Source organism: Actinoplanes palleronii, from assembly GCF_016862315.1.
GTDB lineage: Bacteria > Actinomycetota > Actinomycetes > Mycobacteriales > Micromonosporaceae > Actinoplanes > Actinoplanes palleronii.
In genome coordinates this window covers 1-25,651 of sequence record NZ_BOMS01000107.1, presented here as the reverse complement: position 1 = coordinate 25,651, position 25,651 = coordinate 1, and the positions used below count along the sequence as shown (strand labels likewise).

The window sequence follows — 25,651 nt, the reverse complement described above, 5'->3', positions numbered from 1 at the left end:
TGCGTTTCCGGCCCGTAACTTTGAGGGCTGCCCCGGGCGGCTCGGCGCCGTGCGCCTGACAGACGACCAGCCGGGGGCGGAGATGGAGCGCGCACCGGTGACCGTGACCACGGATCTGCGACTGATCGAGCTTTCCGAGACCGAGGTTTCCCCGGAGGCGCCGGCGCTGTTCCGGTCCCGTTCCGCACCGATACGCCGCACCCTGCTCGACATCCTCGACGCGACGGTACGCGACCACGCCCACGCGCCCGCCATCGACGCCGGTGGTGCCGGGCTGACCTACCGTGAGCTGGCCGGTGAGGTCGAGGCGTTGCGCGCGACGCTGTCCGGGCACGGTGTCGGCGTCGGCGACCGGGTGGGCATCCGGATCCCGTCCGGTTCGGCCGAGCTCTACCTCGCGATCCTCGGTGTGCTCGCGGTCGGCGCGGCGTACGTGCCGGTCGACGCGGACGACCCGGAGGAACGCGCCGAGCTGGTCTTCGCCGAGGCGGACGTCTGTGCCGTGCTCGGTGACGGGCTGGGCGTGACGGTCCGTCGTACCCCGGAAGGTCGCCCCGGACGACCGGAACCGACCGACGACGCCTGGATCATCTTCACCTCCGGGTCGACCGGCACCCCGAAGGGCGTGGCGGTCTCGCACGGCGCCGCCGCCGCGTTCGTCGACGCCGAGGCACAGCTGTTCCTGGTCGACGACGGCACCGAGCCGCTCGGGCCGCCCGACCGGGTGCTCGCCGGGCTGTCGGTGGCCTTCGACGCGTCCTGCGAGGAGATGTGGCTGGCCTGGCGGCACGGCGCCTGCCTGGTGCCGGCCGCGCGGTCGCTGGTGCGCAGCGGCGTCGACCTGGGACCGTGGCTGGCCGAGCAGCGGATCACCGTGGTCTCCACGGTGCCGACGCTCGCCGCGCTCTGGCCGGTCGAGGCCCTCGAGGACGTCCGGCTGCTGATCTTCGGCGGGGAGGCGTGCCCGCCCGAGCTGGCCGAGCGGCTCGCGGTCGAGGGCCGCGAGGTCTGGAACACGTACGGGCCGACCGAGGCGACAGTGGTCGCCTGCGCGGCCCGGCTCACCGGCGAGGGCCCGGTCCGGATCGGTCTGCCCCTGGCCGGCTGGGAACTCGTCGTGGTCGACGCCGCCGGTGACCCGGTGGCGATGGGCGAGACCGGTGAGCTGGTCATCGGCGGGGTGGGCCTGGCCCGTTACCTGGACGCCGGCAAGGACGCCGAAAAGTTCGCGGCGCTGCCCTCGCTCGACTGGGCGCGCGCCTACCGCAGCGGCGACATCGTCCGCGCCGAACCCGAGGGACTGCTGTTCCTGGGCCGCGGCGACGAGCAGGTCAAGCTCGGTGGCCGCCGGATCGAGCTGGGTGAGGTCGACGCCGCCCTGCAGGCGCTGCCCGGGGTGGCCGGCGCGGCCGCCGCGGTGAAACGCACCGCGGCCGGCAACCAGCTGCTGGTCGGCTACCTGGTGGCCCGCGACGGCGACGGGTTCGACCTGGCCGCCGCGACCGAACGGATCCGCGAGCAGCTGCCGGCCGCGCTGGTCCCGCTGCTCGCCGTGATCGACGACCTGCCGACCCGCACGTCCGGCAAGGTGGACCGGGCCGCGCTGCCCTGGCCCCTGGCCGTCTCGGCCGGCGCCGAGGCCGAGCTGACCGAGGCCGAGGAGTGGCTGGCCGGCGGGTGGGAGCAGATCCTCGGGGTACGCCCCGGCTACGGCGGCGCCGACTTCTTCAGCAACGGCGGCAGCAGCCTGAACGCGGCGCAGCTGGTCGCCTGGATCCGGCTGACCTACCCGCAGGTGTCGGTCGCCGACGTCTACCAGAACCCGAGGCTGTCGCAGATGGCGTCGGTGCTGGGCGCGCTGGGCGCGGAGGCCAAGGCGCGCAGCACGGTGCGGCCCACGCCCCTGCGCGCCGGGTTCGTGCAGGCGTTGCTGCTGCTGCCGATGCTCGCGCTGGTCGGGCTGCGCTGGGTCACCGTGCTGGCCGCGGTCGGCAAGGTGCTCGCCCTGCTCACCGTCGCGGAGTGGGCACCGCAGGTCTCCTGGTGGTGGATCGCGGCCGGCTGGCTGCTGCTGTTCAGCCCGGCCGGGCGGATCGCGGTCGCGGCCACCGGCGCACGGATGTTGCTGCGCGGGGTCGGGCCCGGCAAGTACCCGCGCGGCGGCGGCGTGCACCTGCGGCTCTGGGCGGCCGAACGGCTCGCCGAGCTGACCGGCGCGAACGGTGTCGCCGGCGCCGGCTGGATGATCACTTACGCGAAGATGCTCGGTGCGCGGATCGGCCGCGACGTCGACCTGCACTCCGCGCCGCCGGTCACCGGCCTGCTGAAGATGGGCCGGGGCGCGGCGATCGAGCCGGAGGTCGACCTGTCCGGCTACTGGGTCGACGGGAACGTGGTGCGGGTCGGCATGGTGCGGGTCGGCGCCGGCGCCAAGGTCGGATCCCGCAGCACACTGATGCCCGGCGCCCGGGTCGGCAAGGGCGCGAAGATCGGCGCGGGTTCGACGGTGACCGGCGCGGTCCCGGCCGGTCGGCGCTGGGCGGGTTCGCCGGCCGCCCCGGTCACCGACAAGGACGCCGAGGGCTGGCCGGTGCAGCGCCCGGACCGGCACCGGCTCGGCGCGAAGTTCTGGGTGGCCGCGTACAGCCTGACCGCGCAGCTGCTCGGCCTGGTCCCGGCGGTGGCCGCGCTGCCGGCGCTGGCGTTGCTCGGCTGGGCTGTCGACGGCCGCCCGGCGCTCGAGGCCGCGCTGATCGCCGTCCCCGGCGCCTCGGTCGCCTACCTGTTCACCTACGCCCTGGTGGTGCTGGTGTCGGTGCGGGTGCTCAGCGTCGGCCTGCGCGCCGGTTTCCACCCCGTGCAGGGCCGGGTCGCCTGGCAGGTGTGGACGACCGAACGCCTGATGGGGATGGCGCGGACCGCGCTGTTCCCGATGTACGCCAGCCTGTTCACCCCGGTCTGGCTGCGCCTGCTCGGCGCGAAGGTCGGCCGTGGTGTGGAGGCGTCCACGGTGCTGGCGCTGCCGGCCATGACGACCGTCGACGACGGCGCGTTCCTGGCCGACGACACCATGGTCGCCACGTACGAGCTGAGCCACGGCTGGCTGCGGGTCGCCCCGGCCCGGATCGGCAAGCAGGCCTTCCTCGGCAACTCGGGGATGGCGGCGCCCGGCCGGTCGGTGCCGAAGCGGGGCCTGGTCGGCGTGCTCTCGTCGGCGCCGCACAAGGCGAAGAAGGGCTCGTCGTGGCTGGGTGCCCCGCCGATGCCGCTGCGTCGTACCGTCGAGGCGGCCGACACCAGCCGCACCTTCGCCCCGCCGCTGCGCCTCAAGGTGGCCCGCGCCCTGATCGAGCTGTGCCGGGTCATCCCGGTGATGTGCGCCGGCGCGCTGGCCATCTTCGTGCTCGCGGCGCTCGCGCTGATCTGGCGGACCGGCGGCGGCTGGGTGGCCGCGCTGGCCGCCGGGCCGGTGATGCTGGCCGCGGCGATCGTGGCGGCGCTGACCGCGACGGCCGCCAAGTGGCTGCTGATCGGCCGGTTCACCGTCACCGACCGGGCGCTGTGGACGTCGTTCGTGTGGCGCAACGAGCTGGCCGACACGTTTGTCGAGGTGCTCGCCGCGCCGTGGCTGTTCCGCTTCGCCAACGGCACGCCGCTGCTCACCCTGTGGCTGCGCACGCTCGGTGCACGCATCGGCCGCGGTGTCTGGCTGGAGACGTACTGGCTGCCCGAGTACGACCTCGTCACGCTCGGTGCCGGTGCGACGGTCAACCGGGGGTGCGTGGTCCAGACCCACCTGTTCCATGATCGAATCATGAGCATGGACGAGGTGACTCTGGGCGCGGGCGCCACGCTCGGCCCGCACGGGATCGTGCTGCCCGGCGCGAGCATCGGCGCGCGCACCACGGTGGGACCGGGCTCGCTCGTCACCCGCGGTGACGCCGTGCCGGACGACAGCCAGTGGCTCGGCAACCCCATCGCCGCCTGGTCCGCGACGGCGTCGCGGCGGCGGTGACCCCGCCGGCAGGGCCGGTCGGCGCCACACCGGGCGCCGACCACTCGGCCGACGGGTACCTGCCCCGGCACGGCAACGGCGGCTATCGGGTGCTGCACTACGACCTCGACCTGGACTACCGGGTGCCGGCGAACCGGCTGGCCGGCAAGGCCGTGATCACGGCGCGGGCGTCGCAGTCGCTGTCCCGGTTCACCCTCGACCTGGGTCGCTTCCGGGTGCAGGACGTGCGGGTCGACGGGCGGCCGGCGAAGTTCGAGCACCGGCCGGACAAGATCCGGATCCGTCCGGAGAGTGCCATCGGTCACGGCGCCACCTTCAAGATCGAGATTCGGTACGCGGGGAAGCCGGTGCCGATCACCGACCGATGGGGTGACATCGGCTGGGACGAACTGACCGACGGGGCGCTCGTGGCGAGCCAGCCGATCGGGGCGCCGTCCTGGTTCCCGTGCAACGACCGGCCCGACGACAAGGCGACGTTCCTGGTGAAGGTCACCACCGCCACCCCGTACGCGGTGGTGGTCACCGGTGACCTGGTCACCCGGCGTCGCGGCGCGGGCACCACCACCTGGGTGTACGAGCGCAACGAGCCGACCGCCCCGTACCTGATGAGCGTGCAGGTCGGCCGGTACGAGCTGGTCGAGCTGGCCGCCGGGCGGGTGGTGCAGCGCGCCGCGATCCCGCCCCGGCTGCGCACGCTGTTCCGCCACGACTTCGGCCGGCACGGCGAGATCATGATCGCGTTGGAGCGGCTGTTCGGCCCGTACCCGTTCCGCGAGTACGTCGTGGTGGTCGCCGACGACGACCTGGACGACCCGATCGAGGCGCAGGGCATGGCGGTGTTCGGGCGCAACCACGTCGACGGGCGGCGCACCCACGAACGCCTGGTCGTGCACGAACTGGCCCACCAGTGGTTCGGCAACAGCCTCACGGTGGCCGACTGGCGCCACATCTGGCTCAACGAGGGCTTCGCCACGTACGCGGAATGGTTGTGGTCCGGCGCCTCCGGCGGACCGTCCGCGGCCGCCCACGCGGCCCGGTGGCACACCTGGGCCGCGGCGCAGCCCGCGGACATCACCGTCGCCGACCCGGGCGTCGACCGGATGTTCGACCCGCTGGTCTACAAGCGCGGCGCGCTGACCCTGCACGCGTTGCGCGCGCGGCTGGGCGAGGCGTCGTTCTTCGCGCTGGTCCGCTCGTGGGTCGCCGAGCACCAGCACCGGACGGTGACCACCGAGCAGTTCCGGATCCACGCCGCCCGGTTCTCGGCCCGCCCGCTGGACGACCTGTTCACCGCGTGGCTGGACCGGCCGGCGCTGCCGCCACTGCCGCGCTGAGCGCGGGGTGCTCAGCAGCACCCCGGCTGGTGCCGATCGAACGGTGTGAGGCTAACGCAACACTCCGGCGGGCGGGTGGCGAACGCGGCGGTGGCCGGGACCGGGCTGCTGCTGGCCGCCTTCTTCGTGTTCTACCTCGGCCGGGCCGGCGGCAGCGACCTGCGCCGCTTCGTCACCGACCTGGTGCACGTGCCGATCGGCATGCTGGTCACTGCCCTCGGCCTGCGGGTGGTGCTGCGCGGCCGCGGGGGTCGCCGGATCCGCCGGGCCTGGACGTTCATCACGGTGGCGTTCGCCTGCCGGCTGATCGCCCAGGTCCTGTGGTTCCTCGAGGACGCCGTGCACGGCCCGCCGGAGTTCCCGGCCGGCGCCGACTACTGGTTCATCGCGTTCGTCCCGTTCATGTTCGCCGGGCTGCTGCTGTTGCCGGACGAACGCCGGTCCCGGGTCGAGCGGATCAAGCTGAGCCTGGACGCGCTGATCGTGGCGGCCGGCGCGTCGATGATCCTGTGGTACCTGCTGCTCGGGCCGCTCTTCGTCGACCACGACGTGCCGGTGCACCGGGTCGCCGTGGCGGCCGCCCAGCCGGTCGGTGACCTGCTGCTGGTGCTCGCCCTGGCGATGCTGATGATGGGCCGCTCGGCCGCCGCCGATCCCGCGGTGCGGTTGCTGACCGCGGCGATCACGCTGTTCATCGTCGCCGACGCCGCCTACGGCTACCTGCAACTGCACGTCGGGTTCGGCGGGGGCATGTGGCCCGACCTGTTCTGGCTCAGCGGCGAATACCTGCTGGCGCTCGCCGCGCACCGCACGTACCGGCAGGGTCGCGAGGCGCCGCGCCCGGCCGGCCGGCTCGGGCGGATCAACTGGCTGCCGTACGGCGCGATCGCGCTCGCCTACGCCGTGCTCGGTTACCTGGCCCGGGAGCAGGGCATGTACCCGCTCGGCGGCATGATCATCGGGGCGATCCTGCTGACCGTGCTGGTCGTCGTACGCCAGATGTTCGTGCTCCGGGAGAACCACGACATGGCGGTGACCGACCCGCTGACCGGCCTCGCCAACCGGATCCTGATCAACAACCGGGTCGCGGATCTGGTCGCGCAGCCCCCGCGCGCCGACCGCTGCTCCGCGGTTCTCCTCATCGACCTGGACAAATTCAAACCCATCAATGATACGTACGGCCATGAAGCCGGCGACGCGGTCCTGCAGGCGGCAGCGGTCGCCCTCCGATCGGTGATCCGTTCCGGTGACACCGCGGGCCGGCTCGGCGGCGACGAGTTCGCCGTCATCCTGCGCGGGCTGCCGGACAGCGCCACCGCCGAGCGGATCGCCCAGCGCCTGGTCGAGGCGCTGCGCACCCCGGTCGTGCTCGGTGACCTGGTCCTGGGCGTCGAAGCCAGCGTCGGCGTCGCGGTCTACGACGGCCACGAGCCGCTCGAAGCCGACCAGCTGCTGCACCGCGCCGACCTGGCCATGTACGCCGCCAAACGCTCCGGCCGGGCCCGCTACCAGCTCTACGACGCCGAACTCGACCCGGGCGCCCGCGACGCCGAGCTGCGCCGGGCCATCGAGAACGACGAGCTGGCCCTGCACTATCAGCCGGTGGTCGCGCTCAGTGGCAGCACCGGCGTCGAGGCCGGGGAGATCGTCGCGGTCGAGGCGCTGGTCAGATGGAACCACCCGACACGTGGCCTGCTGATGCCCGGGGCGTTCGTCGAGATGGCCGAGGAGACCGGCGCGATCGTACCGATGGGGGAATGGGTGTTGCGCGAAGCGTGCCGGCAGGCCGCGGAGTGGAGCGGATGCGTCCCCGGCGCCGACCGGGTCCGGCTCAGCGTCAACCTGTCACCCCAGCAGGTGAAACAGGCCGACCTGCCGGCCGTGGTCACCGGGGTGCTCGCCGAGACCGGTTTCCCGGCCGACCGGCTGCTCCTGGAGATCACCGAGAGCACCGCCCTGGAACCCGACGAGCAGACCATCAGCCGCCTCGAAGCGCTCCGCGGCCAGGGCATCCGGTTCGCGGTCGACGACTTCGGCACCGGGTATTCGGCCCTGAGCTACCTGAGCCGGCTCCCGGTCAGCATCCTGAAGATCGACCGCTCGTTCATCGCCGGCATCACCGAACAACCGCGGGCCCGGCGGGTGGCCGAGGCGCTGGTCCACCTCGGACTGGCCTTCGACCTGCAGGTGGTCGCCGAGGGCATCGAGACGGCGGAGCAGGCGGAGCTGCTGGCCGCGATGGGCTGCGGCTTCGGCCAGGGCTACCACTTCCACCGCCCGCTGAAGCCGATCGCGGCCGTCGAGGCACTGCGCGCGGTCCTGCGCACCGCCTGACGCGGCCCAGGCTGCACAATCACCGGCGGTCACTCACAGAACTGGGGGTGATTGGTGATGTGGGTGATGAGTCCGGAACCGTCCGGCTTGTCGCCGGTCCAGAAGACGTCCGGCTCCGCCTTCGTGAAGATCTCGAACAGGCCGAACATGTCGTTGTACTTGCCGGTGGCGTCCGGGATCACCGACAGCGCGTCCGGCACGCTCGTCCGGGTACTCACGCCGTAGGGCAGGTCGAGCCGGGTGCTCAGGGCTCCCGGGCGGACACTCCACCCGGCGACCGTCTCGGCCGCGCCCGCCTCCGAGGCCACCGTGACGGTCAGGTTCTGCCAGTCGAGGGCGCGTTCCTTGACCGTGGTGGGCCCGGCGAGCAGGCACGGCTCGACGTCGGTCACCCGGGTGGGTGCGCCGAACAGGGCGGTCAACTCGGACTGCATCGTCGCTGCCGGCCCGCCGTTCGGCACGCTTCCGACCGCGCCGGCGGTCAGTGCGAGGGTGCGTGGCGACGCCGGATCGACCGTCTCCGGGCCGGCCTGGCAGCCCGCCAGCGGAGTCAACATCATCAAGACGACTGCTTTCATCGTACGCAAGCGGGTTTCCGTTCTGAGTGGAGTTTCCTGACCTGCACCGGATCGGAGTAGGAACTTATGCCGATTCGCTGGCGTGATCTGAACAGTAGGCTTCAGGTCTATTAAGTTTCATAAATGTAGGTGCTGGCGCTCTCGGTGGGATTCACGTCGACGGCGCGGAGGAATGATATGCGGCGTATCGAGCCACGCGGTGTTCTGGCGGGTGACGCCGCGGAGAATTTGAAACGAGTCATATCGGAGATCGTCCTGCGCGAGCAGGTGGACGAACTGCACGTCAGCCTGGCCGAGGTATCAGCTCTGGGCGATTCCGGGGTCGACGCGCTTCTCGCGATTTACGTCCTGTCCGTTGAGCATGGCGTGCGTTATCGCGTCGTCGATGACGCCGAGCATCATCGCAAGGCACTGCGGTGGCCGCTCCTGCTGGACGTCCTGGCCGACAGCGACGACATCGGTGCGCTCATCTTCGCCCTGGCGGTTTTCCGGCACAGCGCCTTCGTGGGGAGTTCGCGGTGATCGGCTCGCCCGCGCTGATCGTGGATGGTGACCGCGGGCGGAACGGTACGGCGATGATCTACGTCAGTGGCGAGCTGGACAGCGGATCCGTGGCCACATTCCGCGACCGGATAGCGACCCTGCTGGCCGGCTCCGGCGCCGATGAGATCCTTTTGGATCTGTCGGGTCTGACCTTCTGCGACTGCGCCGGGCTGCGCGCCATCGAAGCGCTGGAGTTCGACCATGCCGATGTGGGTCCGGTGCGCATTGTGGCGGCCAGCGAACCCGTCGACATCCTGGTGAGCACAGTGGGAAGTGCGTCGTTCCTCGGCTATGTTCCTGGTGTGGACACCGGCGCGGATGGCTCCTTCACCGGGTGATTCATCGGGAACGCGGGTGATCGGTCCGGGCAGGAGGGTGGCTGCATGCCGTCACACCGCGAGTCGCTGGCACCCGAGCTGGCCTTGGAGTTGTCGGACCTGGCGGCGGCGACCCGCCAGTCAGCGGAGAGCGCACCGGCGGTCTTGGAGCTGCTGCACCGGGCCGGTTCCTTCGACGCCGGCTTCGTCAGCCTGTTCGACCCGCAGGACCGCCGGCAACTGCTGCTGCACAGCCAGGGGCATTCGGCCCGGGTCCAGCAGTTTTTGGCGAGCCCGATGCTCGTCGACGACTTCGAGCAGCTCTCGCTGCTGCGCGCCCATCAGCGACCGGTGCAGGTCAACGAGACCATCTCGGCGCTGGACTCGGTGCGCGGCTGGTGGGAGTTCATGCGCCCGGCCGGGTTCGGCCGTTCGGTCGGACTTGCGCTGACCACCGCCGACGGCCGGCACCTCGGCAACATCGGTCTGCAGAGCATCACCAAGCAACCGCCCGACGACGCCTACATCGAGCTGCTGCACCGGCTCACCCGCCTGGTCGCCCGGGTCTTCGACCCCCTGCGGACCGTCTCGGCCATCTCCCAGCTCGTCACCGACGCGTACGCCGGGACGATCCTCACCCGCCCGGCGGAGGTCATCCCGCTGAGCGGGTTGCCCGGCGACCTGCTGCTGGCGGCCGGCTCGCCGGTGTTGTCCACGGTCGCGGCCCGGCTGCACGACGGCCTGCAGATGCTCACGTTCCTCTGCCCGACATCCCCGGGCGCGCAGACGCTGACCCGGGTCACCGCGCTGGCCTGCCCGCCGCACCCGCTGGGCCGCCTGCACAGCGTGGTCCTGCTGTCCCCGCCGCCGCCACGCTACGGCCTGACCATCCGGGAACTGCAGGTCCTCGGCCTGCTCGTCGACGGGTACAGCAACAACGCCGTCGCCGCCGCGCTGAACCTCGCACCGCGGACCGCCGTCGCCCACGTCGAACACATCATGATCAAGCTGGCCGCCTCGTCCCGGACGGTCGCGGCCGTGCGGGCGCTACGCCAGGGTCTCTACCTCCCCGCCGACCTGCACACCACCGAACGACGAGCGGCACCGCGATGACCGGGGCGGCGCCGGACGCCGAGATGCTGATCTTCGACCTGGCCGACATCGCGAACCGTCCGTGTTCGCTCGCCGCACGAGCCGAGGCGCTGCTGACGACGATCCGGTCGGTGATCGCCCACGACGCGGCCTTTCTCAGCCTGTTCGAGCCGGAACGCTGCCTGCACAGCCCGCTGGCCCGCTACGGCTACTCCGCGCAACGGAAACGGCATCTCGACAGTCCCGCCTTCGCCGACGACATCACCACGCTCGGCCTGCTGGGGCCCGCCCCGGCAGCGACGGTCCTCAGCGTCGACGCCTCGGAGATCTACGTTCCGCTCCGCGCCGGCGGCGATTACCTGGGTCTGTTCGGCCTGCGCACCACCGCACCCGAACGGTGGCAGGAACAACTCACCGTCGTCGCTCCGATCATCGCGCGCGCGATCGACCCGCGGCAGAAGCTCACCGCGATGGCCTCCCTGGTCGCCGACCCGATCGCCGCAACGGTCCTCACGAGAGCCGGATCCACCGAACCGCTGCCCGGCTTGCCGGGACTCGAAGCGTGCGGCCCCGCCGCGCCGGTCGTCGCCGAGGCACGCGCCCTCCTATCCGCCGGTGCGAGCCATGCCAGCTTCCTGGCCGTCGGCGCGTCCGCCGGCTATCTCAAGGTGACCGTGTTGGCCACCGCCGGCCTGCCGCCCGGTCACCGCAGCGGCATCGTGCTCATGTCGGACCCCGGCCACCTGCACGGCCTCACCCGTCCCGAGCTCACGGTGTTGGGCCTGCACCTGGCCGGCTGGGACGACCGTCGCATCCACGAGCACCTGGATCTGACCGCGGGCAGCCTTCTCGAGTCCATCTGCCGGAAGCTGGCCGCGCCCGGCCGCGACGCCGCGATAGTCCAGGCCGCGGCGCACGGCCTCTACCTCCCCGCCGCACCCGCCTGACCCGCGCTGACAACGTCGGTTGTCATGGTGCCTACATTGACAACCTTGGTTGTCAAGCGAACTCGGCGCAGCCTGTCTCGCGCCGAGGCCGAAGCCCTCGCGACGGTGTTGCCCAACGCGCGCCCCACTGTCGGGCAACTGTTGGCCTGCCCGGATCGCCTGTTTGCGGAACGTCGACCAGCCGGAGACAGCGCCAAGTCGAGAGCGCATCTATCGGGACCGGGTTGTCGCGGCGCAGCCCCCACCGTCGTCCTTGAACGGGCATTGACGGTCCAGCGTGGAAGACGCGGACGAGGCGCACCTGGGCGGCGCGATCCGCCTCACGAAGCGATCCTGGCACCGGGGGAGCAATCACCGCAGCCGGCCTCGGCCTGGCGGGCATAGTCGGCATCTCGGCTGCGGCCCGTCTTTCCGGACGGCGACCTGGCCTTCGTGACGTTGCCGGCCGGTCGCCGGTTGAGTCGGCCGCCTCATCAGACCACATGCCGGTGACGAGGCCACGGCGCCGCCCAACAGCAGTAATCCGTTGGCCGACACCCGCACCACGTCGGCCCCCAGGGCGCCGGGGTGGGCCAGGTGTTGGCGTGCTGTCGGGTTCGTGTCGGGAGATGCCCGGCGATGTCCGGCGCCGACAGCGGCCCTTTGGTAGGTATCGCCTCAATCGGTGCCACTCCGCTCGCCGGCGCTACCGCAGGCGTTCCTGACTACCGTCCCCGAGCTGGTCGGCGACCGGGCGTTCCCGCGCAACTACACCCGCGATCTCACCGACCCGGCCGGGCCGTCAAGTTCGACACCACCCCGGCGCCGCTGCGGTCCACGGTGAGCGGTCCGGTCCTGGCCCGGCTGCGGTTGCTGTCACTGCCCGATTTTGTACGGGACCCGCATTCCACCTTCGACAGGCGCCGCATCCACGACGGCGAGATCCGGCGCGCCTGGCTATCGAGGGGTCAGATCGACGGCGCTAACCCGGCGCTGCAGGCGGTGATCGACGGCGCGAACCCGGCGCCGCGGCCGGTGATCGACGGCGCCGGGCCGCCCCGGCCCCGCCCTGGTCCGGACCCCGGTCAGCACCCCGGCCCGGGCCCGGCCCCGTACTGCCGGGGCGGGGCCGACCCTGACTCGCCCAACACCGCAGCTCGGAGGCCACTATGTGCGCAGCGATGCCGCCCCGACAGCTTCCTGTAGGGGAAGCTCCCGAACGGGGGAGCAGCCTTTTGACGATCTCCCGCCGCCTGCAGGTCCGCGACTACACGATCGCGCAGCTGCTCGACGAGCACACCGCCCTGACCACCGACCAGCTGGCCGCCGCGCTGTTCGACAGCGGCACCACGTGCCGGCACCGGCTGCACGCCCTGCGCACGCTCGGCTTCATCGACCGGTTCGTGCGTCACCGGCCCGCCGCCCCTAACCCCGCCTGCTGGGTCACCGGATCGCTGTCCGCGCGCTACCTGGCACTGGCACGTGGCGAGACGCCACCGAGCCCCAGCGCGCTGCGGGCTCGGCAGGACCGTACGTACGCAAGCCCGATTTTGAATCACCTGCTGGGGGTCAACGATTTCTTCGTGAGTCTGCTGGCCCAGGCGTGGCCCAGTGGTCCGTCTACGGCAACGTCGTGATGGCCACCGGCAAGATCGGGCTGGCGGTGGTCTCGCCGTCGCTGTTCCTGATCGTCAACGGGGTGTTCAACCTGGGCCTGGCCGCCGCGAAACACCTGGCCATCTCGACGCACCGCAAGTCGCCGGAGCGCGATGCTGTCCATCGCCGAGGACCGCGACGCCGGCAGCTACACCGGGTTCACCGGCGTCTTCCTCGGTTTCGTCGCGGCCGGAACCGGGCTGTACATGTGCCTGCGCCGGTCGATCCGCCGCCCGGCTGACCTCAGCCGGCGGCCCGGGGATCGCCATCAGCCAGCGGCGCGGTGAGCCCGGCGCTGAGCATCACCACCAGGTCGTTGATCAGGACCTCGATCGGGGCGGGCAGGCTGGCCCGCTTGCGGTGCGCGGCGTGGTAGCGCGCCAGCGCGTGCACCGCGCTGGTCAGCGTCACCCACCAGCGCTCCTGCAGCACCGCCTCGGGGACGTCCGGGACGAGCCGGCGCAGTACGGTCTGCAGGGTGATGACCGACGCGCCGGTGTGGACGTTCCTACCGAGCCCCTCGTAGCCACCCTCCTCGGTGATGTAGAGCGACAGGAAGGTGAGGTAGTAGTTGTCCGGCCGGATGTGGATGGCCAGCGGCCGGACGAACGCGGCGACCACGTCGACGACGGTGGGCGGTGTCGTCCCGAGCATCAGTCCGGCCACCAGGTCCACCCGGCTGGTCTCGCTCTGCGCGCCGCGGAACTCCATGATGGCTTTGACCACCTCGTCGCGCTCGCCGAAGTGGTACTGCACGGCGGCGTGGTTGCGCTGCCCGGCGGCGACACCGATGTCGCGCAGCGGCACTGCCGCGATGCCGTGCAGGGCGAACAGGCGTTCCGCGGCGGTGAGGATCAGTTGGCGCGTCACGTCGCCCCGGACGTTCTTGCGTTCCCCGCCGGTGCGCGAGGTGCCGCGGCGCGTGGCTCGGTCGGGCGGAGTCTGTGACATGGTTCAGGAATCTATCGCGACGTCGACGTCGAACGGCGCAAGGTCGGTTCCGGCCGGGTAGACGTTGCCGAAGACCGGGATCCCGGCCTCGGTGAGACTGGCCGGCAGGGCCTGCCGGCGCAGTGTGTCATCCCGCTCGGCGGGGGCCAGCTCGGCGATGGTCAGGCGTCGATCTCCCGCGGTGATGCTCAGCGCGCCGGCGTCCGGGCCCAGATCGAGCCGCAGCCCGGCCAGGGTGACGTCGAGTGCGCCGTGATGGGCCGCGAAGCGCACCTCACCACCGAAGTCCAGGCGCCAGCCGCCGTCCACCTGGGCGGCGTCGAGCAGCGGGAACGTGATGACGTCGTCCGCACCCAGCACGGCGCCGCCGGTCGCCTCGCACGTCCCGGCGGCGATCACCCGTACGTAGCGCATGAAGGACGCCTTCACCGCCCACCGCAGCGCTCCGGATCGCGGGTTCAAGCGTCGCGCCGGTGGTGCTCGGGGAAACCGATGAGTCCCTCGTCGAGCTGGAGCCCGAGCACGGTGAAGGCCGTGCAGTGCATGTCGTAGGTGCCGACGGTGAACGTCAGGTCGATGAGCTGTTCCGGAGAGAACTGGTTCGCCAGCTCGCTCCAGGTCACGTCGGAGACGTTCTTCACCGTGCACATCTCGTCGACGGCGCGCACCACGGCGGCGTCGCCCGGCGACCACTGCGCGGCGTCCGGGCCCTCGGAGAGCGCGGCGATCTCCGCGTCGGTCAGGTAACCGGCGGCGCGGCTCATCCAGACGTGCTGGGCCCACTCGTACTCGCCGAAGCCGAGCCAGGTGGTCCGCAGGATCACCATCTCGCGGACCCGGTCGGAGAGCGTGGAGTGCCGCAGGTGCTGGGAGAACGGCATCCAGCCGCGGACGAACGCGGGATGCCGGGCGTAGATGCCCAGGATGTTGGCCTTCGGCCGGGCCGGCGGGCTGCTCTGCTCGGCGGGGGCGTGGCCGCGGAGCACCGCGAAGGCGTCGTCGACCTCGTCGGTCCAGTCCTCGGTGGGCAGGGGGGTGATGCGAGGCTTGGGCATAGACCTATCCGATGAACGAGCCGCCATTGACGCTGACGGTCTGGCCGGTGATGTAGGACGCCTCGTCGGCGACGAGGTAGGAGACGGCGGCGGCGATGTCGGCGCCGGTGCCGGTGCGCCCGACCGGGATGAACTTGGCCATCTCCTGGGCCGACGGCATCTGCCCGGCATCGCGCTTCTTCTGCACGCTCGGTGTGTCGATCGAGGACGGCGCGACGGTGTTGACCGTGACGCCGCTGCGGCCGAACTCCATGGCCAGCGCCTTGGTGAGCGCCAGCTGGCCACCCTTGGAGGCGGCGTAGTGCGCCATGTTCGGCGCGCCCCGCTGAGCGCTGGAGGACGAGATCAGAACGACCCGGCCCCAGCCGGCCGCCACCAGGTCGGGCAGCGCGGACTGCACCACGTTGAACGTCCCGGTGAGGTTGATGGCCAGGGTGCGGTTCCACTGCTCGAGCGTCATCTGCAGGAACGGCTGCTGCAGGGCGACCGCGGCGTTGGCGACGACCACGCTCAGCGGTCCGAGCTCGGCCCGCGCCGCGGCCAGTGCGGCGTCGACCTGCCCGCGATCGCTGACGTCGGCCTGGAAACCGGCGGTGACGCCACCGTCGTCGGCGATCCGCTTGGCCGCTTCCTCCGCCGCTCCGTCGACGACGTCGAGGATGGCGACCTTGAAGCCGTCCTGCGCGAGGCGCTCGGCGATCGACCGGCCGATACCGGCCGCGGCTCCCGTCACCACCGCGACGCGTCCTGCTCCTGCCATGGGCTCCCACTTCCTCTCGTCGCCTGCAACGGAACGTCTGTTCCGTTGCTTGGCGAGATCCAGAATCGACCTACCGTCCAGTGATGTCAAGCATCCCGGTCGCCACCTGGTTAACCTGGCGTTGACACGTGCTGCGGCACCTGACGATACTGGCATGTGTTCCGTTGTAAAGACTAGATGTTCTTTTAAGTGCGAAGGGTCGACGCGATGGCCGATGCAACCCCTGACCAGCACGTGGTGATCGTCGGTGCCTCGCTGGCCGGTACGCGGACCGCGCAGGGCCTGCGCGCCCTCGGGCACACCGGTCCGATCACCCTGATCGGGGCGGAGACCGAGCTGCCCTACGACCGCCCGCCGCTGTCCAAGACCCTGCTCTCCAGCGACTGGTCGGCGTCCGCGGTCGACGAGGTCCGGCTGATCAGCACCGCCGAGCTCGACCAGCTCGCGGTCGAGCTGCGGCTGGGTACCGCCGCCGCGGGTCTGGACACCGCGGCCAAGCTGGTACGCCTCGCCGACGGCGCCGAGGTCGGCTACGACGTGCTGGTCATCGCGACCGGCGCGGTGGCCCGGCCCTCGCCGTGGAACCCGGCGTCCGGCGTCCTCCAGCTGCGGACCCTGGCCGACGCCCGCGCGATCGCCGAGCGGCTCGCGCTCAAGGAGCCGGTGGTCGTGGTCGGTGGGGGTTTCATCGGCACCGAGATCGCCGCCGCCGCGGTCGCGGCCGGGTGCCCGGTGGTCGTCGTCGACCCGGTCCCGGAGCCGATGGCGCGCCTGGTCGGCCCGGAGATCGCCGGCAGCCTGGTCGGCCTGCACCGCGACAACGGCGTGACGACCCGATTCGGCGTCGGCGTCATCGGGATCACCGGCGTCGCCGGCGCGCTCACCGTCGAGCTCGACACCGGCGAACGGCTGCCGGCCTCGACCGCCGTGGTGGGCATCGGCTCGATCCCGGCCACCGACTGGCTCACCGGCTCGGGGCTCACGCTCGACAACGGGGTGGTGACCGACGGCTTCCTGCGCGCCGTCGGCGCCGCCGACGTGTACGCGATCGGCGACGTCGCCCGCTGGCCGCACCCCGGTCGTGGCCAGCAGGTCCGGGCCGAGCACTGGACCAACGCCAGTGACCAGGCGCGCCACGTCGCCACCGCGATCGCCCGGGGCACCGAAGCGGCGTACGAATCCACCGACTACGTCTGGTCCGACCAGTACGACTGGAAGGTCAACGCGGTCGGCTGGCGCGACCCGCGAGGCAGCTCGACCGTGATCGGTGACCTGGCGGAGGGCGGCCGGGTGGCCGTCGTGCACGCCGACGCCGGCGGTGCCGCGTGCGGTGTGGTCACCGTGAACTGGGTGCGGGCGCTGAACCAGGCGCGCCGGCGGCTGATGGCCGGCGAGCCGGGCGCGACCATCGTCGAGGCGCTGCGGCAGCTTTCCTGACCGCCGCGTAACAGGTGGGGGCGGTGCACCTCGTTGTGCACCGCCCCCACCTGTATTACCGCCGGGCAGACGTCCCTCACGCCACCTGCTCGGCGAGCGAATCGGCGAACACCACCCGATCGGCGATCATCGCGTCGACCTCGGACTCGCTGAACCCCAGCTCACCGACGAGGATGCTGGCCGTGTCGGCGCCGAGCGCCGGGGGATAGGCCGGCTCGCCGACGGGTGTGCCCACGAAGCGGATCGGTGTGGCCACGTTCTCGAACGACGCCTGGTCGCCCTTGATCTCGATCAGGCTGCCGTCGCCGGCCGCGCGCGCGTCGGCGAGCGCCTCCAAGACGTTCTTCACCGGCGCGGCCGGCACCGACGCCGCGGCGAGCGCGTCGACCCAGTACGCCGCGGGCCGTGACGCGAACCGTGCCTCCAGCACGGCCCACAGTTCGTGCTTGTGACGCAGCCGCCCGGCGGCGTCGAGGAAACGCGGATCGGTGATCAGCTCGTCGACGCCCAGCACCCGGCAGAGGCCTTCCCACATTCGCGGGGTGTTCGCGGTGACGACGAGTTCGCGCCCGTCGCCGGCCCGGAACGACCGGTAGGTGGCGATCGAGTCGTGCCCGGCACCCTGCGGTTCGGGCGCCACCCCGTTGAGGTTGGTGTACAGCGCCTGATAGGACAGCATCGCGAGCTGCCCGCGCAGCATCGACACGTCGATGATCCGGCCGCGGCCGGTCTGGTGGCGGGCCTGCAGGGCGGCGAGCACGCCGATCACCGCGTAGAGCCCGGCCACCACGTCGCCGGCCGGGATGCCGAGCCGGGCTGCGGGGGCGCCCGGGTGCCCGTTGAGGCTCATCACGCCGCTGAGCGCCTGCACGATCATGTCGTAGGCCGGCCGGTCGCGCAGTTCGCCCTCCTGGCCGAAACCGCTGATCGACGCCCAGACCAGGCTGGGCCGTTCGGCCAGCAGGGCTTCCGGGTCGAGACCCAGCCGGGTCGTCACCCCCGGGCGGAAGTTCTCGATGACCACGTCGGCGCCGGCGATCAGGCGCTGGAGCACCTCGAGGCCGCGCGGCGACTTCAGGTTGAGCGCGATGCTGCGCTTGTTGCGGTTGTTGGCCAGGAAGTACGCGCTTTCGCCGAGTACGGTCGGCCCGACGATCGCCCGGCTGGAGTCGCCGTCCAGCGACTCGACCTTGACGATGTCGGCGCCGAGGTCGCCGAGCAGCTGGGTCGCCGACGGGCCGGACAGGAACGTGGTCAGGTCGACGACCCGGATCCCGGCCAGGGGCAGTTGCTCGTTCATGCCGCCTCGAAGATGTGGATCGTGCACGCCCCGTGGTCCAGCCCGGCGGTGCCGCCGCCGGTCACGTGGGTCGCGGCCCAGCGCGCGTCCTCGATCTGCCGGGCGCCGGCCTGCCCGGTGAGTTGCCAGAACGCCTCGGCGACCTGGGCGACGCCGCTGGCGCCGACCGGGTGGCCCTTGGCGAGCAGGCCACCGCTGGGGTTGACCACGACGTCACCGCCGAACGTGGTCCGGCCGTCGCGCAGCAGGGCAACGGCGCTGTGCTTCTCGGTGAGACCGAACGCCTCGTAGTACACCAGCTCGGCGATCGAGAACGCGTCGTGGAACTCGATCATGTCGAGGTCGTGTGGCTCGATGCCGGCCTGCGCGTACGCGTCCCGGGCCGACTGATAGGTGATCTCCGGCTTGGTCATGTCGCGGAAGCCCTCCTGCACCTGCCCGGAGTGCAGCACCGACGCGGCCACCCGGGCGGCGCCGCCGATGCCGAGCCGGTGGCGGGCGCGTTCGGAGGCGAGCACCACGACCGCGGCGCCGTCGCCGGTCGGGCAGCACATCAGCAGGGTGAGCGGATCGGCCACCGGACGGGCGGCCAGCACCTGCTCGACGGTCACCTCCTGCCGGTACTGCGCGAACGGGTTGAGGGCGCCGTGCCGGCGAGCCTTCACGCTGACCAGCGCCAGGTCGTCGACGGTGGCGTCGTTCTCGTACAGGTAGCGGGTGGCGCGCATCGCGTAGACCGCCGGCATCACGATGCCCTGCTTGACCTCGCGGTCTTCCGGGGAGAGCGGGAGGGTGCCGCCACCGAACTGGGTGAGCTTCTCCACGCCGATGACCACGGCGACGTCGATGAGGCCCTGGGCGATCGCGGTCGCGGCCTCGTGCACGGCGGTCGCGCCGCTGGAGCAGGCGTTGTCGACGTTGACGGTGGGGACCGTGCCGAGGCCGATCTCCTTGGTGATCCGCTGACCGGTCATCATGCCGCCGTACGAGTGGCCCACGTAGACCGCGTCGACGTCGGACTTCTGCACGCCGGCGCGCTGCAGGGCGTCGATGAGCGGCGACACGGCCAGGCCCACGTAGGACGAACTGCGGTACTTGCCGAACGGGATCATCGAGGCGGAGATGACGTACGCGTCTTCAGCCATGGGGGGATTTCCTTCTCTCAGGCGCCGGTGACCGGCGTGAAGAACCAGGCGTCGCCGTCGACGACGAGCTCGACGGGTGCGTCCGGGCGCAGCGGAGTCGCGTCCTCGCGCAGGTCGGCGAGGGTGCGTACGTCGTCGTCGAGGTCGACGTAGCCGACCGCGCGCACCCCGTCCCCGCCGACGTGCAAGCGGGTGAAGGAGTACAGAACCCCGGTGCCCGGCAGCGGGACGCGGGAGACGTCGCGGCTCACGCACGAGCTGCAGACGACGCGGGAACCGATCATGGTCTGGCCGCAGTTCCCGCATCGGGTGCCGACCAGCCGCCGGCCCTCGGCGAAGCTGCCCAGCAGGTCGTCACTGTCCAGGTCGGCGATCGGCACGGAGACCGGGGCCTCGGGCGTGGCGCTCATGTCGCTCCTTCGCTGGTGGGGCCGGCCGTGACGCGCGCGATCGAGCGGGTCGGGCACACGGTGATGGCCATGTCGATCTTGTCGTCGCTGTCGCCGTGCGCGTCGACGACGATCGCGACGTCGATGTCGTCGAGGTCGAACGTGTTCGGGGCGTAGAAGGTGCACTGGCCGGAGCCCATGCAGCGATCCCGGTCGACGGTGATCTCCTCGCCGGCGGGCATCAGACGTACTCCAGGTACAGGTGGATGTGGCCGCGGAACTTGTAGCTCTTCATCAGGTCCCACCGGCGCTCACCGGCCGGGCCGTGGTGCTTCTCGGCGATGCTGATGCGCTCGGTGCGCGCGAGCAGCCGCTGGATCGAGAAGACCGCCTCGGCGCGGGCCAGCGGCGCTCCGGGGCAGGTGTGGATGCCGCGGCCGAAGGCCAGGTGCTGGCGGGCGTTCGCGCGCTTGACGTCGAAATCGCCGGGGTTGTCGAAGATCCGGGCGTCACGGCCGGCCGCCCCGTGCAGCAGCAGCACGACGGTTCCGGGGGCCAGGTCGAGCCCGCCGATGCTGGTGGCGACCTTGGTGAGCCGGAACGAGCCGCGGATCGGGGCCTCGATGCGCAGCACCTCCTCGAGGAACTTCGGGATCAGCGCGGGCTCGCGGCGCAGCAGGTCCTGCAGCTCGGGGTCCTCGGCGATCCGGGCCAGGGAGATGCCCAGCAGCTGGACCGTGGTCTCGTTGCCGGCGGCGAACAGGTTGGACGCGATCCGGGCGACCTGGATCGGCTCCGGCAGGGTGCCGTCCGGGAACGTGGCCAGGGCCATGCCGGTCAGCAGGTCGCCGGTCGGGTTCGCCCGGCGCTCCTCGATCTTCTGCACGAAGTAGCCGTAGAGCCGTTCCAGGCTGTTGTGGCCGGTTTTCTGCAGTTCGAGGTTGCCCAGCATCGGCGCCTCGGTGGCCAGCAGGTCGATCAGCATCTGGTGGTCCGACTCCGGCACGCCGAGCAGGTCGGCGACCGCGAGGATCGCGTACGGCTTGGCGTACTCCCAGATGAACTCGCAGCCGCCGGCGGGCACCAGCGCGTCGAGGAAGCGGTCGGCGGTGGCCTTGAGGAAGTCCTCGTTCTCCTTGAGCCGCTTCGGCGTGATCAGACCCATCAGCAGCGCACGATGGTCGGTGTGCATCGGCGGGTCGAACGTGACGATCTGGTCGTTGGTCGGGAAGTGCTCCCGGTACTGCTCGAGCAGCTCGGTCAGGTCGTCGCCGGCGAGTTCGACGGGCAGGTCGAGCACCGGGCCGCCGGTCCGGTTGATCGAGGAGTACACCTCGGGCTGGTGGTAGACCTGCAGCGCCTCGTCGTACCCGGTGACGATGACGACCCCGTACTTCGGCTCGCGCCACACCGGGTGGTTGGCCAGCATGTAGTCGAAATACGGAGCCGAGTCCGCCGCCACCTCGGCGTCGGTGAAGTAGTCGATCCGCTCCGGGTCGATCTCCACGGTGCTCATCCCTGCCCCTTTCCTCGCGGCTGCCCCGGTAGGCCGGGTGTTTCACTGTAGCGAACATGCGTACTGTTGTGCAGCACGATCAGGATGGTCCGCGAGCCGCGCCGGTGTCAAGCGTCAGGGCCTGAACCACCTGGTCCGTTGACAGCGCCCCGGCTCACCTGCAGACTCCCGGAAACATTCCGTTATAGAGTAAGTGCGTTCGGTTCAACGAAAAGCACACCGCAGAATGGAGTCGACCATGGCTGAGGACCTCGGGCCGGATCCGCTCGCACCCTGGCTGCGCGAGATCGCCGCGACCCACGACGCCGCCCGGCACACGGCCGGGTCGCAGTGCCGCGGCTCGGTCGCGCTGATCGACGAGGCGGCCCGCCTGCGCGGCGTCGCCGAGGTCCGCCTCGGCCGGGCGATCTCCCTGGAGCGCGAGGTGGAGACCCGGCCGGCCCAGCTCGCCCGGCTGGCCGAGGCCGCGGCCGAGGAACGCCGGGCCTGGCAGGCCCTGGCCCAGGCCGAGCTGCCCGACGGCCACGGGGCGGTCGAGCTCGACGTGCGGGTCGGACTTTACGGCCGCTCCGCGCACGGCGGCGACGTCATCACCTACGACGCGCACGGCGTGCACAACACCCACCTCGACGGCCTCGCCCACCTGGGCACCGACGCGACCTGGCACGGCCCGATCCCGGTCGCGAACTCACAGACCGACGAGGACACCATCGTCAACTGGGCCCAGCACGGCATCGCCACCCGCGGCGTGCTGCTCGACATCCCCGCGATCCGCGGCACCGAGTGGGTCACCGCGGACCAGCCGGTCACCGGCGACGACCTCGATGCCGCGCTCAAGGCCACCGGCGTCACCCTCGCACCCGGCGACGCACTGATCATCTATCAGGGCCGCGACCGGTTCGAGGCGGCCGGGCACCGGTACACCCCGGGCGCGGTGTTCCAGGCCCGCCCGGGCATCGGGGCCGACGGCGCCGCGTGGATCGCCGCCAACGACCCCGGTCTGGTGCTGTGGGACTTCCACGACGCGCGCAGCAACCCGATGTTCGCCCTCGAGGTGCACAGCCTGATCTACGCGATCGGCCTCTGCCTGATCGACAACAGCCTGCTGGGCCCGGCCGCCGCCGCCCTGCGCGCCGCCGGGACCTCCACCGGCCTGCTCGTCGCCGCGCCGACCGCTATCCACCGCTCGACGGGTGTGCTGATCAACCCACTGCTCCTGTACTGACCCGTCACCGACCCGGTCTGGCACCGGCCTGGGGAGACCCGGCCGGTGTCAGACCGTTCCATATCCGGCGCCGCAGGCGCCCGGCGTGAAGGAGAAGGTCCGACCATGCTCATCGGAGTTCCCCGCGAGCCGGACGGGGAGGCCCGCGTCGCGGCCACCCCGGCGACCGTCACGCAGCTCATCGCCCTCGGCTACGACGTCGTCGTCGAGGCCGGCGCCGGCACGCCCGCCGGGTTCGCCGACACGGCGTACATGAAGGCCGGCGCACGCCTCGGACCCGTCGAGCAGGCCTGGGGCGCCGACGTCGTCCTCCGGGTCACCGGGCCCGGCCCGCACGAGGTCGACCGGCTGCGCCCCAGCGCCGTACTCGTCGGCATCCTGGCGCCCGCGCAGCATCCGGAGCTGGTCGAGGCGCTGACCGCGCGGAAGATCACCGCGCTGGCGATGGACGCGGTGCCGCGGATCAGCCGGGCGCAGTCGCTCGACGTGCTCTCCTCGATGGCCAACATCGCCGGTTACCGCGCGGTGATCGAGGCGGCGCACCGCTTCGGCCGGTTCTTCACCGGTCAGATCACCGCGGCCGGCAAGGTCCCGCCGGCCAAGGTCCTGGTTGCCGGCACCGGCGTCGCCGGCCTGGCGGCCATCGGCGCGGCTGTCAGTCTGGGCGCGATCGTGCGCGCCACCGATCCGCGACCCGAGGTCGCCGACCAGGTCAAAAGCCTCGGGGGTACGTACCTGCCGGTCCAGGTCGGCGAAACGATGGTCTCCACCGACGGCTACGCGAAAGCCACGTCCGAGTCGTACGACGCGGCCGCCGCCCGTCTGTACGCCGAACAGGCGGCGGACGTCGACATCGTCATCACCACCGCGCTGATCCCCGGCCGACCGGCGCCCCGCCTGATCACCGCCGCCGACGTGGCCGCGATGCGCCCCGGCTCGGTCATCGTGGACATGGCCACCGCCCAGGGTGGCAACGTCGAGGGGTCGGTCGCCGGCGAGGTGGTCACCACCGGTCATGGCGTGACGATCATCGGCTACACCGACCTCGCCGGGCGGCTGGCCGCCCAGGCCAGCCAGCTCTACGGCACCAACCTGGTCAACCTGATGAAGCTGCTCACGCCGGGCCGCGACGGCAAGCTGGTCCTGGACCTCGACGACGTCGTGCAGCGCGCCATCACGGTGGCCACGGACGGCGAGACGCTGTGGCCGCCACCGCCGGTGCAGGTGTCGGCGGCCACCACCCCCGCCCCGGCCGCCCCGGTCGCCGCCCCGGTCGCGATGAAGCGACCGCTCCAGCCGGCCGCCCGGCTCGCGCTGACCGGGCTGGGCGCCGCCGGGCTGTTGGCCGTCACCGCGTTGGCCCCCGACCCGATCCCGCGACACGTCACCGTGCTGCTGCTCGCGGTCGTGATCGGCTACTACGTGATCGGCAAGGTGCACCACGCGCTGCACACGCCGCTGATGTCGGTGACCAACGCGATCTCCGGCGTCATCCTGGTCGGCGCCATGTTCCAGATCGGCGCCCCGGACGCCACCGTACGGACCCTGGCCACCGCCGCCGTCGTGCTCGCCTCGATCAACGTGTTCGGCGGTTTCGCCGTGACCCGCCGCATGCTCGCCATGTTCCAGAAGGGCCACTGACCATGAATGCCACTTCGATAGCGCTCGCGGCCGGCCTGGTCGCGTCCCTGCTGTTCATCCTGTCGCTGGCCGGGCTCGCCAAGCACGAGACCGCGAAACAGGGCTGGGCGGCCGGCGTCGCCGGCATGGTCCTGACCGTCGCGGCCACCGCCGGCCTGGTCGTCGACGGGCATCCCGGCATCGGGCTGCCACTGCTGGCCGCCGGCGTGGTGGTCGGCGCTGCCATCGGCCTGTGGCGCGCCCGGGTCGTCGAGATGACCGGCATGCCGGAACTGATCGCGCTGCTGCACAGCTTCGTCGGCCTCGCCGCCGTGCTGGTCGGCTGGAACGGCTACCGCGAAGCGGCCCAGGGCCTGATCACCTTCCCGTCCGGCAGCCTGGAGCGGATCCACCACGGTGAGGTCTTCGTCGGCGTCTTCATCGGCGCGGTCACCGTCACCGGCTCGATCGTGGCGTTCCTCAAGCTCAGCGCCCGGATGAAGTCGGCCCCGCTGATGCTGCCGGGCAAGAACCTGCTCAACCTCGGCGGGCTGGCGCTCTTCGGCGTGCTCACCGTCTGGTTCGTGATCAGCCCGGCGCTGTGGCTGCTCGTCGCGGTCACGGTGCTGGCGTTGGTACTGGGCTGGCACCTGGTCGCGTCGATCGGCGGCGGTGACATGCCGGTGGTCGTCTCGATGCTCAACAGCTACTCCGGCTGGGCGGCCGCCGCTTCCGGCTTCCTGCTCGACCAGGACGTCCTGATCGTGACCGGCGCGCTCGTCGGTTCGTCCGGCGCCTACCTGTCCTACGTCATGTGCACGGCGATGAACCGCTCGTTCCTGTCCGTGATCGCCGGCGGTTTCGGTATCGAGGCCGGCCCGGCGTCCGACGTCGACTATGGCGAGCATCGCGAGATCCTCGCCGACGATGTCGCCGAGCTGCTCACCTCGGCCTCCTCGGTCGTCATCACCCCCGGATACGGCATGGCCGTGGCTCAGGCGCAGTATCCGGTGGCGGAGCTGACCCGGCTGCTGCGCGACCAGGGCGTCGAGGTCCGGTTCGGCATCCACCCGGTGGCCGGCCGCCTGCCCGGGCACATGAACGTGCTGCTCGCCGAGGCCAAGGTGCCCTACGACATCGTGCTGGAGATGGACGAGATCAACGACGATCTCGTACGGACGGACGTCGTGCTGGTCATCGGCGCCAACGACACGGTGAACCCGGCGGCCGCGGAGGACCCGGCGAGCCCGATCGCCGGCATGCCGGTGCTGACCGTCTGGAACGCCCGGAACGTCATCGTCTTCAAGCGCTCGATGGCCGCCGGGTACGCCGGCGTGCAGAACCCGCTGTTCTTCCGGGAGAACTCCCGCATGCTCTTCGGCGACGCGAAGACCAGGGTCGAGGAGATCGTCCGGGCACTGTCGCGCGTACCGGCCTGACCGGCGGGCTGCGGTGCGG

General features: G+C 71.5%; 24 protein-coding genes. 14 read left to right on the top strand and 10 right to left on the bottom strand.

Annotated features, from left to right (window positions below; all coding sequences use genetic code 11):
- Positions 1 to 97 precede the first annotated feature (97 nt).
- Genes Apa02nite_RS33295 through Apa02nite_RS33285 form a run of 3 tightly spaced genes read left to right on the top strand, consistent with a single transcriptional unit; the run spans position 98 to position 7,683 of the window.
- On the top strand, positions 98 to 4,015 hold the full coding sequence (locus Apa02nite_RS33295) for a Pls/PosA family non-ribosomal peptide synthetase (RefSeq protein ID WP_203828582.1): 3,918 nt from the start codon (positions 98 to 100) through the stop codon (positions 4,013 to 4,015).
- Positions 4,012 to 5,349, top strand: coding sequence for a M1 family metallopeptidase (locus Apa02nite_RS33290; protein ID WP_203828614.1), 1,338 nt, complete (start codon positions 4,012 to 4,014; stop codon positions 5,347 to 5,349). The genes Apa02nite_RS33295 and Apa02nite_RS33290 overlap by 4 nt, the downstream gene beginning before the upstream one ends.
- 45 nt (positions 5,350 to 5,394) lie before the next feature.
- A complete protein-coding gene (locus Apa02nite_RS33285; RefSeq protein ID WP_239164735.1) occupies positions 5,395 to 7,683 on the top strand; it encodes a putative bifunctional diguanylate cyclase/phosphodiesterase in 2,289 nt (762 codons plus the stop codon).
- A gap of 29 nt (positions 7,684 to 7,712) precedes the next feature.
- Here the strand turns inward: Apa02nite_RS33285 and Apa02nite_RS33280 are convergent, their stop codons facing one another.
- Entirely contained in the window at positions 7,713 to 8,243 is a 531-nt protein-coding gene (locus Apa02nite_RS33280; protein WP_203828581.1) for a hypothetical protein, read from the bottom strand.
- 195 nt (positions 8,244 to 8,438) lie between these two features.
- Between Apa02nite_RS33280 and Apa02nite_RS33275 the strand changes: the two genes are divergently transcribed.
- The 7 genes from Apa02nite_RS33275 to Apa02nite_RS33245 all read left to right on the top strand — a co-directional run bounded on the left by Apa02nite_RS33275 (position 8,439) and on the right by Apa02nite_RS33245 (position 13,036).
- Positions 8,439 to 8,783, top strand: a complete 345-nt coding sequence (locus Apa02nite_RS33275; RefSeq protein WP_203828580.1) for a hypothetical protein — start codon at positions 8,439 to 8,441, stop codon at positions 8,781 to 8,783.
- Complete coding sequence (locus tag Apa02nite_RS33270; protein WP_203828579.1) at positions 8,780 to 9,142, top strand: STAS domain-containing protein; 363 nt, start codon at positions 8,780 to 8,782, stop codon at positions 9,140 to 9,142. The genes Apa02nite_RS33275 and Apa02nite_RS33270 overlap by 4 nt, the downstream gene beginning before the upstream one ends.
- 45 nt (positions 9,143 to 9,187) lie before the next feature.
- On the top strand, positions 9,188 to 10,234 hold the full coding sequence (locus Apa02nite_RS33265) for a helix-turn-helix transcriptional regulator (protein ID WP_203828578.1): 1,047 nt from the start codon (positions 9,188 to 9,190) through the stop codon (positions 10,232 to 10,234).
- Positions 10,231 to 11,160: a hypothetical protein gene (locus Apa02nite_RS33260; RefSeq protein ID WP_203828577.1), complete on the top strand. Its 930-nt coding sequence runs from the start codon at positions 10,231 to 10,233 to the stop codon at positions 11,158 to 11,160. Before Apa02nite_RS33265 ends, Apa02nite_RS33260 begins: the two co-directional genes overlap by 4 nt.
- Positions 11,161 to 11,824: 664 nt before the next feature.
- Entirely contained in the window at positions 11,825 to 11,983 is a 159-nt protein-coding gene (locus Apa02nite_RS33255; RefSeq protein ID WP_203828576.1) for a hypothetical protein, read from the top strand.
- Between the two features lie 391 nt (positions 11,984 to 12,374).
- Positions 12,375 to 12,776, top strand: coding sequence for a replication-relaxation family protein (locus Apa02nite_RS33250; RefSeq protein ID WP_203828575.1), 402 nt, complete (start codon positions 12,375 to 12,377; stop codon positions 12,774 to 12,776).
- Positions 12,773 to 13,036, top strand: coding sequence for a hypothetical protein (locus Apa02nite_RS33245; protein ID WP_203828574.1), 264 nt, complete (start codon positions 12,773 to 12,775; stop codon positions 13,034 to 13,036). Before Apa02nite_RS33250 ends, Apa02nite_RS33245 begins: the two co-directional genes overlap by 4 nt.
- A 2-nt stretch (positions 13,037 to 13,038) precedes the next feature.
- Here the strand turns inward: Apa02nite_RS33245 and Apa02nite_RS33240 are convergent, their stop codons facing one another.
- From Apa02nite_RS33240 to Apa02nite_RS33225, 4 genes are read right to left on the bottom strand one after another with little or no spacing between them, the layout of a single operon-like run.
- Positions 13,039 to 13,746 (bottom strand): TetR/AcrR family transcriptional regulator, encoded by a 708-nt coding sequence (locus Apa02nite_RS33240; RefSeq protein ID WP_203828573.1) that lies wholly within the window; start codon positions 13,744 to 13,746, stop codon positions 13,039 to 13,041.
- Between the two features lie 3 nt (positions 13,747 to 13,749).
- Positions 13,750 to 14,208, bottom strand: coding sequence for an HtaA domain-containing protein (locus Apa02nite_RS33235; RefSeq protein WP_275412556.1), 459 nt, complete (start codon positions 14,206 to 14,208; stop codon positions 13,750 to 13,752).
- A complete protein-coding gene (locus Apa02nite_RS33230; RefSeq protein ID WP_203828571.1) occupies positions 14,205 to 14,801 on the bottom strand; it encodes a carboxymuconolactone decarboxylase family protein in 597 nt (198 codons plus the stop codon). The genes Apa02nite_RS33235 and Apa02nite_RS33230 overlap by 4 nt, the downstream gene beginning before the upstream one ends.
- Before the next feature lie 4 nt (positions 14,802 to 14,805).
- Positions 14,806 to 15,561, bottom strand: a complete 756-nt coding sequence (locus Apa02nite_RS33225) for an SDR family oxidoreductase (RefSeq protein WP_203828570.1) — start codon at positions 15,559 to 15,561, stop codon at positions 14,806 to 14,808.
- Positions 15,562 to 15,768: 207 nt separating this feature from the next.
- Here Apa02nite_RS33225 and Apa02nite_RS33220 point away from each other — a divergent pair, with 207 nt between their 5' ends.
- On the top strand, positions 15,769 to 16,998 hold the full coding sequence (locus tag Apa02nite_RS33220; RefSeq protein ID WP_203828569.1) for an NAD(P)/FAD-dependent oxidoreductase: 1,230 nt from the start codon (positions 15,769 to 15,771) through the stop codon (positions 16,996 to 16,998).
- Positions 16,999 to 17,074: 76 nt separating this feature from the next.
- Here Apa02nite_RS33220 and Apa02nite_RS33215 read toward each other — a convergent pair whose 3' ends face one another.
- The 5 genes from Apa02nite_RS33215 to Apa02nite_RS33195 are packed head-to-tail and all read right to left on the bottom strand — an operon-like array spanning position 17,075 to position 21,348.
- Positions 17,075 to 18,298 carry a CaiB/BaiF CoA transferase family protein gene (locus tag Apa02nite_RS33215; RefSeq protein WP_203828568.1) on the bottom strand — a complete coding sequence of 408 codons (1,224 nt, stop codon included), beginning with the start codon at positions 18,296 to 18,298 and terminating at the stop codon, positions 17,075 to 17,077.
- A complete protein-coding gene (locus Apa02nite_RS33210) occupies positions 18,295 to 19,443 on the bottom strand; it encodes a thiolase family protein (protein ID WP_203828567.1) in 1,149 nt (382 codons plus the stop codon). Before Apa02nite_RS33210 ends, Apa02nite_RS33215 begins: the two co-directional genes overlap by 4 nt.
- Positions 19,444 to 19,460: 17 nt before the next feature.
- Positions 19,461 to 19,853, bottom strand: a complete 393-nt coding sequence (locus Apa02nite_RS33205; protein WP_203828566.1) for a Zn-ribbon domain-containing OB-fold protein — start codon at positions 19,851 to 19,853, stop codon at positions 19,461 to 19,463.
- A complete protein-coding gene (locus Apa02nite_RS33200) occupies positions 19,850 to 20,074 on the bottom strand; it encodes a ferredoxin (RefSeq protein ID WP_203828565.1) in 225 nt (74 codons plus the stop codon). The genes Apa02nite_RS33205 and Apa02nite_RS33200 overlap by 4 nt, the downstream gene beginning before the upstream one ends.
- Positions 20,074 to 21,348 (bottom strand): cytochrome P450, encoded by a 1,275-nt coding sequence (locus Apa02nite_RS33195; RefSeq protein WP_203828564.1) that lies wholly within the window; start codon positions 21,346 to 21,348, stop codon positions 20,074 to 20,076. The genes Apa02nite_RS33200 and Apa02nite_RS33195 overlap by 1 nt, the downstream gene beginning before the upstream one ends.
- Positions 21,349 to 21,586: 238 nt before the next feature.
- Here Apa02nite_RS33195 and Apa02nite_RS33190 point away from each other — a divergent pair, with 238 nt between their 5' ends.
- The 3 genes from Apa02nite_RS33190 (at position 21,587) to pntB (ending at position 25,632) form a co-directional block, all read left to right on the top strand.
- On the top strand, positions 21,587 to 22,573 hold the full coding sequence (locus tag Apa02nite_RS33190) for a cyclase family protein (protein WP_203828563.1): 987 nt from the start codon (positions 21,587 to 21,589) through the stop codon (positions 22,571 to 22,573).
- 105 nt (positions 22,574 to 22,678) lie between these two features.
- Complete coding sequence (locus Apa02nite_RS33185; RefSeq protein WP_203828562.1) at positions 22,679 to 24,214, top strand: Re/Si-specific NAD(P)(+) transhydrogenase subunit alpha; 1,536 nt, start codon at positions 22,679 to 22,681, stop codon at positions 24,212 to 24,214.
- Between the two features lie 2 nt (positions 24,215 to 24,216).
- Positions 24,217 to 25,632 (top strand): Re/Si-specific NAD(P)(+) transhydrogenase subunit beta, encoded by a 1,416-nt coding sequence (gene pntB / locus Apa02nite_RS33180; protein WP_203828561.1) that lies wholly within the window; start codon positions 24,217 to 24,219, stop codon positions 25,630 to 25,632.
- The last annotated feature ends 19 nt before the right edge of the window (positions 25,633 to 25,651 follow it).

What these genes read in the sequence shown, in the direction of transcription:
- Apa02nite_RS33205 (WP_203828566.1), bottom strand. Translation starts at nt 19,853, where the DNA reads ATGAGCGCCACGCCCGAGGCCCCGGTCTCCGTGCCGATCGCCGACCTG.
- Apa02nite_RS33275 (WP_203828580.1), top strand. Translation starts at nt 8,439, where the DNA reads ATGCGGCGTATCGAGCCACGCGGTGTTCTGGCGGGTGACGCCGCGGAG.
- Apa02nite_RS33265 (WP_203828578.1), top strand. Translation starts at nt 9,188, where the DNA reads ATGCCGTCACACCGCGAGTCGCTGGCACCCGAGCTGGCCTTGGAGTTG.
- pntB (WP_203828561.1), top strand. Translation starts at nt 24,217, where the DNA reads ATGAATGCCACTTCGATAGCGCTCGCGGCCGGCCTGGTCGCGTCCCTG.
- Apa02nite_RS33220 (WP_203828569.1), top strand. Translation starts at nt 15,769, where the DNA reads ATGGCCGATGCAACCCCTGACCAGCACGTGGTGATCGTCGGTGCCTCG.
- Apa02nite_RS33195 (WP_203828564.1), bottom strand. Translation starts at nt 21,348, where the DNA reads ATGAGCACCGTGGAGATCGACCCGGAGCGGATCGACTACTTCACCGAC.
- Apa02nite_RS33200 (WP_203828565.1), bottom strand. Translation starts at nt 20,074, where the DNA reads ATGCCCGCCGGCGAGGAGATCACCGTCGACCGGGATCGCTGCATGGGC.
- Apa02nite_RS33240 (WP_203828573.1), bottom strand. Translation starts at nt 13,746, where the DNA reads ATGTCACAGACTCCGCCCGACCGAGCCACGCGCCGCGGCACCTCGCGC.
- Apa02nite_RS33260 (WP_203828577.1), top strand. Translation starts at nt 10,231, where the DNA reads ATGACCGGGGCGGCGCCGGACGCCGAGATGCTGATCTTCGACCTGGCC.
- Apa02nite_RS33280 (WP_203828581.1), bottom strand. Translation starts at nt 8,243, where the DNA reads ATGATGTTGACTCCGCTGGCGGGCTGCCAGGCCGGCCCGGAGACGGTC.
- Apa02nite_RS33230 (WP_203828571.1), bottom strand. Translation starts at nt 14,801, where the DNA reads ATGCCCAAGCCTCGCATCACCCCCCTGCCCACCGAGGACTGGACCGAC.
- Apa02nite_RS33210 (WP_203828567.1), bottom strand. Translation starts at nt 19,443, where the DNA reads ATGGCTGAAGACGCGTACGTCATCTCCGCCTCGATGATCCCGTTCGGC.
- Apa02nite_RS33215 (WP_203828568.1), bottom strand. Translation starts at nt 18,298, where the DNA reads ATGAACGAGCAACTGCCCCTGGCCGGGATCCGGGTCGTCGACCTGACC.
- Apa02nite_RS33185 (WP_203828562.1), top strand. Translation starts at nt 22,679, where the DNA reads ATGCTCATCGGAGTTCCCCGCGAGCCGGACGGGGAGGCCCGCGTCGCG.
- Apa02nite_RS33225 (WP_203828570.1), bottom strand. Translation starts at nt 15,561, where the DNA reads ATGGCAGGAGCAGGACGCGTCGCGGTGGTGACGGGAGCCGCGGCCGGT.
- Apa02nite_RS33190 (WP_203828563.1), top strand. Translation starts at nt 21,587, where the DNA reads ATGGCTGAGGACCTCGGGCCGGATCCGCTCGCACCCTGGCTGCGCGAG.